6 protein-coding genes are annotated in these 6809 nt (G+C 69.9%); 4 read left to right on the forward strand and 2 right to left on the reverse strand.

Features of this window, described 5'->3' with window-relative positions; genetic code table 11:
* Both G3O00_RS38075 and G3O00_RS38080 read right to left on the reverse strand, forming a co-directional pair.
* A partial coding sequence (locus tag G3O00_RS38075; RefSeq protein WP_206146089.1) for a condensation domain-containing protein occupies positions 1 to 2018 on the reverse strand: 2018 nt, incomplete at its 3' end.
* Between the two features lie 123 nt (positions 2019 to 2141).
* Positions 2142 to 3083, reverse strand: coding sequence for an AraC family transcriptional regulator (locus tag G3O00_RS38080; RefSeq protein ID WP_011354279.1), 942 nt, complete (start codon positions 3081 to 3083; stop codon positions 2142 to 2144).
* 217 nt (positions 3084 to 3300) lie between these two features.
* Here G3O00_RS38080 and G3O00_RS38085 point away from each other — a divergent pair, with 217 nt between their 5' ends.
* From G3O00_RS38085 to G3O00_RS38100, 4 genes are all read left to right on the forward strand, one after another.
* Positions 3301 to 4953, forward strand: coding sequence for an AMP-binding protein (locus G3O00_RS38085; RefSeq protein WP_206146090.1), 1653 nt, complete (start codon positions 3301 to 3303; stop codon positions 4951 to 4953).
* On the forward strand, positions 4950 to 5723 hold the full coding sequence (locus tag G3O00_RS38090) for an alpha/beta fold hydrolase (RefSeq protein ID WP_174931349.1): 774 nt from the start codon (positions 4950 to 4952) through the stop codon (positions 5721 to 5723). Before G3O00_RS38085 ends, G3O00_RS38090 begins: the two co-directional genes overlap by 4 nt.
* Positions 5720 to 6025 carry an isochorismate lyase gene (locus G3O00_RS38095; protein WP_011354276.1) on the forward strand — a complete coding sequence of 102 codons (306 nt, stop codon included), beginning with the start codon at positions 5720 to 5722 and terminating at the stop codon, positions 6023 to 6025. The genes G3O00_RS38090 and G3O00_RS38095 overlap by 4 nt, the downstream gene beginning before the upstream one ends.
* Positions 6022 to 6809, forward strand: a 788-nt coding sequence (locus tag G3O00_RS38100) for a chorismate-binding protein (protein WP_206146091.1), incomplete at its 3' end; no start/stop codon positions are given. The genes G3O00_RS38095 and G3O00_RS38100, both read left to right, overlap by 4 nt.

Here is a 6809-nt window from a genome sequence, read left to right on the forward strand (position 1 = left end):
TTGCCGATCGCGGCCTTCACGCCGGCCGCGCGTTCGATCAGCGCCCTGCGCGCAGCCGGCTGCGCGATATCGAGCGGCACGTAGCACGCGCCCGCAGCGAGTACGCCGAACACTGCGGCCACCTGGGCGGGGCCGCGCGGCAGACTGATCTCGACGGCGTCGCCATGACCGATGCCGGCCGCACGCAAGCCGCCTGCGATCGCCAGCGCCTGCGCGGCCAGCTCGCCGCGCGTCACCGCTTGCTCGCCGCACCGCAATGCGACGGACGCCGGCTCTCGCGCGGCCGATGCGAAGAAGTCGGCCTGCAGCGTACGCGGACGACCGGGTGCGGGCACGGCGTTGAGCGCATCGCGCACGCGTCGCTGCGCGGACGGCAGCTCAACTGCGATCGGCAGCCGCCAGTCGCGATCGCACAGCGCCTGCACGAGCGCGACATACGCGCCGAACATCGCATCGATCATCCCGTCGGGAAACAGGCCGTCGACGCTGTCCCACGCGAGCAGCGCGCCGTCCGGCACGCGATAGAGCTGATGATCGAGCCACACCTGCGGCGTCTGCGAAATCATGTCGTGCAGATCGCCGAACACGCGCGCGAACGCGTCGGGCACGAACGGCGCATCGCCGAGATTGCACGAGAACACGACGGGCGCCGCGCGCGGCGCACCTTGCCGGCGCGCATCGCGCAGCACGTCGAGCGCCGGATACGCAGCTTGCGCAATCGCGCCGTGCAGCCGCTGCTGGAATGCGCGCACCGTGTCGGCCGCGCTCGCGTCGGCGCGCAGGTCGCATTCGACGAGCAGCAGCGTCGTGAAATCGGCGATCACGCGGCCGAGATCGGGCGCATCGCCATGCCGGTCGAACAACGGCACGTTGAGCAGGAACGCGTGACGGCCGCTCCAGCGCGCGAGCACCGCGGCGAACGCCGCGCCGAACACCGACGACAGCGTGACGCCATGCTGCGCGGCCCGCGCCTGAAGGCGCGCGAGTTCGGCCGTGCTCAACGTATGCGCGACGCGGCTGAAACGCGGCGCGCGAATCGTTTCCGGCGCACGGGCGAGCGGCAGCGCCGGCCCTTCCGGCAACGTCGCGAGCCGCGCATGCCATGCATCACGCGCCGCGGCCCGCGCATCGCGCGTATCGGCCGCGCGACGCGCGAGCCAGGCCGGGAACCACGTCGACGGCGCATCGGGCAGCGCCGACGGCTCGGCGTACGCGGCGCCGATCTCCTGCATCAGCAGCCGCACGCTGTCCACGTCGGCCGCGAGCAGGTCGACGCTCAGCCATACGCGATCCTCGCCGCCGGGCATCTGCACGAGCCCCATCATGAAGACCTGCGCGTGCTCGACGTCGAGACATTCGTGCGACCGGAACGCGCGCAGCGACGCCCATTCGGTTTCCGCATCGGCGGGCGTCCTGTCGCGCCAGTCCGCATGCGCGAACACCGGCGCGTCCGGCGTCGCGACGATCTGCTGGCGGCCACCGGTGAAGCGCGCACGCAGCATCGGATGGCGCTCGCGCACACGCCGGCACGCCGCGTCGAGACGAGCGGGATCGATCGCGCGGCACCGAAACTCGAGGAACGCGTGACAGCTCACGTTGCCGAGCACTTCGCCGTCGCCGCGGCCGAGCCAGTACGCCTGCTGCACCGCCGACAAATCGAACGGCGCATGTACGTCGACGTCGACCACCTCGGCAGCCTCGACGTCAGGCGCCGCGGGGGCGACACGCGGCGCATTCGCGAGCAGCTCGGCCCACGCGCCGAGCGTCGGCGTACGCGCGAGCGCGTCGAACGTCAGCGCGTAGCCGAAACGGTTCACGCGCGTCTGCAGATACATCAACCGGATCGAATCGAGGCCGCAACTCAGCAGGTCTTCGTCATCGTCGAGCGAAGCGATTTCGTCGACGGGCTCGTCGAGCAGCTCGGCAATCATCGCGACGAGCTGCGAGCGAAAGGCTATGGGAGAAAAACTGGAAGGATCGGAATGATCGATGCTGGAATCGACAGCGGTCTGGCTCATGGGCACGCCTTGTATGGGTCGTTCGATGGCGGATCCGCGCGGCGGCGGCCACCCGTGAATGAGAATCTATCTCATTCACACCCATGAGCCCGGTCGATTACTTTAGGCTGCCGGTCAGTTGTTTTAGATTGCCGCGCTCTCCATCTCGACGTCGTCGATCGCGTTCGACGACGCACGAATATCGCTCGGCGAAATACCGTAGCGCTTGCGGAATGCGATCGAGAAATGCGCGGGACTGTAGCCAACCCGGTACGCGACGGTCGACACGTTCGCGTCCTCCGCGCACAGCATCGCGTGCGCGGTCCGCAGCCGGTATTCCTGCAGGTACGCATACACGCTCGTGCCGAACACCTTGCGGAAGCCGGCCGTCAGCTTGCGCGAATTCATCCCCACCCGGCCCGCGAGCGCATCCAGTGTGGGCGGTTGCTGCAACTCGCGCGTCAGGATGTCGCTCGCCGCGTACACGCGTTCGACGTCCGACGACGTGACGCGCACGTCGGCCGGCGCGAACTGCCGCTGCGTCGCCAGCAACTGCGCGCTCAGCGCGGTCAGCTCGAACGCCTTGGCCTTCAGGTAGTACTCGCGCACCGCGCCCTCGAACGGGCACGTCGCGATCTGCACCGCGAGCGCCTGCAGCGCCTTTGACGCCGGGCAACTGACGATGCGCGGATCGCCGCCCGTCGGCGCGAGCATTTTCTCCGGCAACAGGCTCAGGTTGCGGTCGAGCGCATCGAGGCCGAGCTGCACGATCGTGTAGCGCAGCGGCGTATCGCGGTCGTAGATCTGGTGCGTCGTGAATTCGCCGTCGTTGGCGATCACGCACAGGCCCGGCCCCTTGATGCACTGCTCGGGCTGGCCCGGCACGCGGCAGCGCAACTGCCCGCTCTGCACGAGGACGAGCTTCAGCCCTTTTTCGAGCGGCTCCTCGTACCAGTCGCGGCTGTCCGAGCACAGCGTGCCGCTCATGAGTTTCATGCCCGCGTCGATGTGCACCACGCCCGGATGATTGCCGGGCACGAGCACCGGCGGGTGACGTCGTGACGAAGCGAAGGAGGTCGAGCTCATCGGAGGTCCGTTGGTTAGGCGGCACGCGCGGCCCGGCGCGCGCCGGCGGCAACCGGCGGATTGTCCGGCCGGGCCGGGCGGGCGCCGCGCGACAGGCGCCCGATCGAATGAAATTGCCGCGATATCGAAAGAAACGGCGTTATCGCGGCACTTGTTACAAATGATAATACCTCTCATTTACATTTTCTGACAACTTGCCGGAACCCAAGGTCAGCGCATGCAACCCTCCCTTCCCTCCGTGGCGCCGGCCCTCCCGGCCGATGCGCCCGACTGGCCCGACGACTTCGCACACCGCTATCGCGACGCCGGCTATTGGCAAGACTCGACTTTCTTCGATGCGCTCGACGCACGAGCGCAGCGCGATCCCGATGCGCTCGCCATCGTCGACGGCACCTGCCGGCTCAGCTATCGCGACCTGCTCTTGCGCATCCGCCGGCTTGCGGGCGGCCTCGCACGTCTCGGCCTGACGCGCGGCGACGCGGTCGTCGTCCAGCTACCGAACGGCGCGCGCTTCATCGAGACCTGCTTCGCGCTGTTCCAGCTCGGCGTGCGGCCGGTGCTCGCCCTCCCCGCTCACCGGCACTACGAGGTCGGCGCGTTCTGCCGCTTCGCCGGCGCGCGTGCGTACCTGGGCGCGGCACAACTGGGCGAGTTCGACTGCCGGCCGCTCGCGGCCGCGTTGCAGGCCGACTGCCCGACGCTCGAGCACATCGTGATGGCCGGCGACGACCACGCGTTCACGCCGTTCGACGCGCTGTACGACGCGCCGCCGCTGCGCGAATGCGCGGCACGCGCCGACGACATCGCGTGCTTCCAGCTGTCGGGCGGCACGACCGGCACGCCGAAGCTGATCCCGCGCCGCCATCGCGAATACCTGTACAACGTGCGCGCGTGCAGCGCCGCGAGCGGCTTCGACGCCGGCACCGTGTATCTCGCCGCGCTGCCGATGGCGCACAACTTCACGCTGTGCTGCCCCGGCACGATCGGCGCGCTGCTCGCGGGCGGCCGCGTGGTCACGACCGGGCGGCCCGAGCCCGAACAGAGCTTCGCGCTGATCGCGCAGGAGCGCGTCACCCATACCGCGCTCGTGCCGCCGCTCGCGCTGCTGTGGCTCGACGAGCAGCCGCAACGGCAGGCCGACCTGTCGAGCCTGCGCGTGCTGCAGGTCGGCGGCGCGCGATTGATGGACCACGCGGCCGCGCGCGTGACGCCCGTGCTCGGTTGCCGGCTGCAGCAGGTGTTCGGCATGGCCGAAGGGCTCATCTGCTGCACGCGGCTCGACGATTCGCCCGAGCGGATCGCGCAGACGCAGGGGCGCCCCGTATCGGACGGCGACGAAGTGCGCATCGTGGACGATGCCGGCGAACCGGTCGCGCCCGGCGAGATCGGCGAGTTGCAGGTGCGTGGCCCGTACACGATCCGCGGCTACTACCGGCTCGCCGAGCACGACGCGACCGCATTCACCGCCGACGGCTTCTATCGCAGCGGCGACCGCGTGCGGCGCACGGCGGACGGCGACCTCGTCGTCGAAGGCCGCGACAAGGACCAGATCAATCGCGGCGGCGAGAAGGTCTCCGCCGAGGAAGTGGAGAACCTGTTGCTCGCGCATCCGCAAGTGCACGACGCGGCGGTCGTCGCGATGCCCGACCCGCTGCTCGGCGAGCGCACGTGCGCATTCGTCGTCGCGCGCGCGCCCGCGCCGTCCCGGCTGGTGCTGAAGCGCTACCTGCGCGACTGCGGGCTCGCGGCGTTCAAAATTCCCGATCGCATCGAGTTCATGCCGCGCTTCCCGGAAACCGGCATCGGCAAGACCAGCAAGAAATCGCTGCGCGACCTGCTGCGCCGCCAGTTGCAGGCGGCCGCCGCATGAGCGCACGACCGACCGATTCGAACTGGATCCGCGAACTGCGCCTGTCGCCGTGCCCGCGCGCGCAGCTCGTCTGCTTCCCGCACGCGGGCGGCACCGCGAACTTCTTTCGCGGCTGGAGCCGCGCGCTGCCGTGGGACGTCGACCTGCTCGCGCTGCAGTATCCGGGCCGCGAAGAGCGCTTCGGCGAACCCTGCCTGGCGTCGATCGACGCACTCGCCGGCCCCGCCGCCGATGCGCTGCAACGCTATGCGCACGCGCCGCTCGTGCTGTTCGGACACAGCCTCGGTGCGGCGCTCGCGTACGAGGTGGCGGCACGGCTCGAAGCGCGCGGCGCGGCGCCGCTTTACCTGGCCGTGTCTGCGCTGCCGCCGCCGCATCGCCAGCGCCTGTCGGATCTGCACCTGCAATCCGACGATGCGCTCGTGGGCGACGTCGCGCGGCTGTCCGGCGAGCACGCCGCACTGCTCGCCGATCCGGAAATGCGCGCGATCTACCTGCCGATGATCCGCAGCGACTACCGCGCGATCGAGACGTATCGCCGCGACCGGCCGCCGCGGCTCAATACGCCGCTCGGCGTGATGCTGCCGCTCGCCGATTCCGAGCTCGACAACGACGAAGCGCACGCGTGGCAGGACGTCGCATCGCGCCCGATCCGCATCGAGACATTCAGCGGCGACCACTTCTACCTGCGCCACCAATACCCGGCGGTGATCGCGCATCTGGTCGAACGGATCGACCAATCCCTTCGTTACGGAAAGGAGTACACATGAAGACACCGGACGCCTGCACGGGGCTGCCCGACATTCGCGACGCCATCGATCGCCTGGACGCCGACATCATCGACGCGCTCGGCCAGCGCATGCAGTACGTGAAGGCTGCGTCGCGCTTCAAGCCCGACGAAGCGAGCATCGCCGCGCCGGAACGGGTGGCCGCGATGTTGCCCGACCGGCGCCGCTGGGCCGAACAGGCCGGCCTCGATGCCGACTACGTCGAGACACTGTTCTCGGGCCTGATCGCGTGGTACATCGCGCAGCAGACGCAGTATTGGCGGCAACAGCGGGGGCTCGCATGAACGCCGGCCTCCCGCTGCTGCACGACACGTTCGCCCGCGCGGCCCGCCACGCCGCCGATACCGGCACGCCGACGCTCGCGTCGGTGTCGGTGCCGCTGCGCCCGCTCGACTTCTTCGACCTGATCGCCGCGTGGGACGACGGCGCCACGCCGTGGTTCTTCCACGAAGCCGGCGATGCGCCCGTCACGCTGTTCGGCTGGGACTGCGCGCTCGAACTGACCGCCGCCGGCGACACGCGCTTCGCGCAGATCGATGCATGCTGGCGCACGCTCGTTCGCGATGCCGTGACGGCCGGCCCGCAACCGCCGCGCGTCGTCGGCGGCTTCCGGTTCGATTCGCATGGCGCACGCAGCGCACACTGGGCGCCGTTTCCCGACGCGAGCATGACGGTGGCGAAGCTGCTGATCGTACGCGAAGGCGACGCGCACTGGGCCGTCTGCCAGCACGTCGTCGCCGCGCACGACGATCCGGCCACGCTCGCGCATGCGTGTCTTGCGCGCATCGAGTCGCTCGGCGCTCTCGCCACCACCCACGATGACGATGCGCCGCATCTGCTGCACACGCAGGCGCTGCAGGCCAGCGAATGGCAGCACGAAGTGCGGCGCGCGGTGGACGCGATCCACGGCGGCGCGTTCGGCAAGGTCGTGCTCGCGCGCGACGTGCTCGAACAGTACGCGCGGCCCGTTGCCGTCGCGCCGCTGCTGCGCCGGCTGCGCAAGCGCGACGCGCATGCGCACCTGTTCGCGGTCCACCGCGAAGGGGCCTGCTTCGTCGGCGCCACACC

The organism is Burkholderia sp. Ac-20384 (assembly GCF_017104605.1).
Taxonomy (GTDB): domain Bacteria; phylum Pseudomonadota; class Gammaproteobacteria; order Burkholderiales; family Burkholderiaceae; genus Burkholderia; species Burkholderia lata.

Bases quoted from the DNA above. Each gene is read 5' to 3' on its own strand.
- G3O00_RS38080 (WP_011354279.1), bottom strand. From the start codon at position 3,083: ATGAGCTCGACCTCCTTCGCTTCGTCACGACGTCACCCGCCGGTGCTC.
- G3O00_RS38085 (WP_206146090.1), top strand. From the start codon at position 3,301: ATGCAACCCTCCCTTCCCTCCGTGGCGCCGGCCCTCCCGGCCGATGCG.
- G3O00_RS38090 (WP_174931349.1), top strand. From the start codon at position 4,950: ATGAGCGCACGACCGACCGATTCGAACTGGATCCGCGAACTGCGCCTG.
- G3O00_RS38095 (WP_011354276.1), top strand. From the start codon at position 5,720: ATGAAGACACCGGACGCCTGCACGGGGCTGCCCGACATTCGCGACGCC.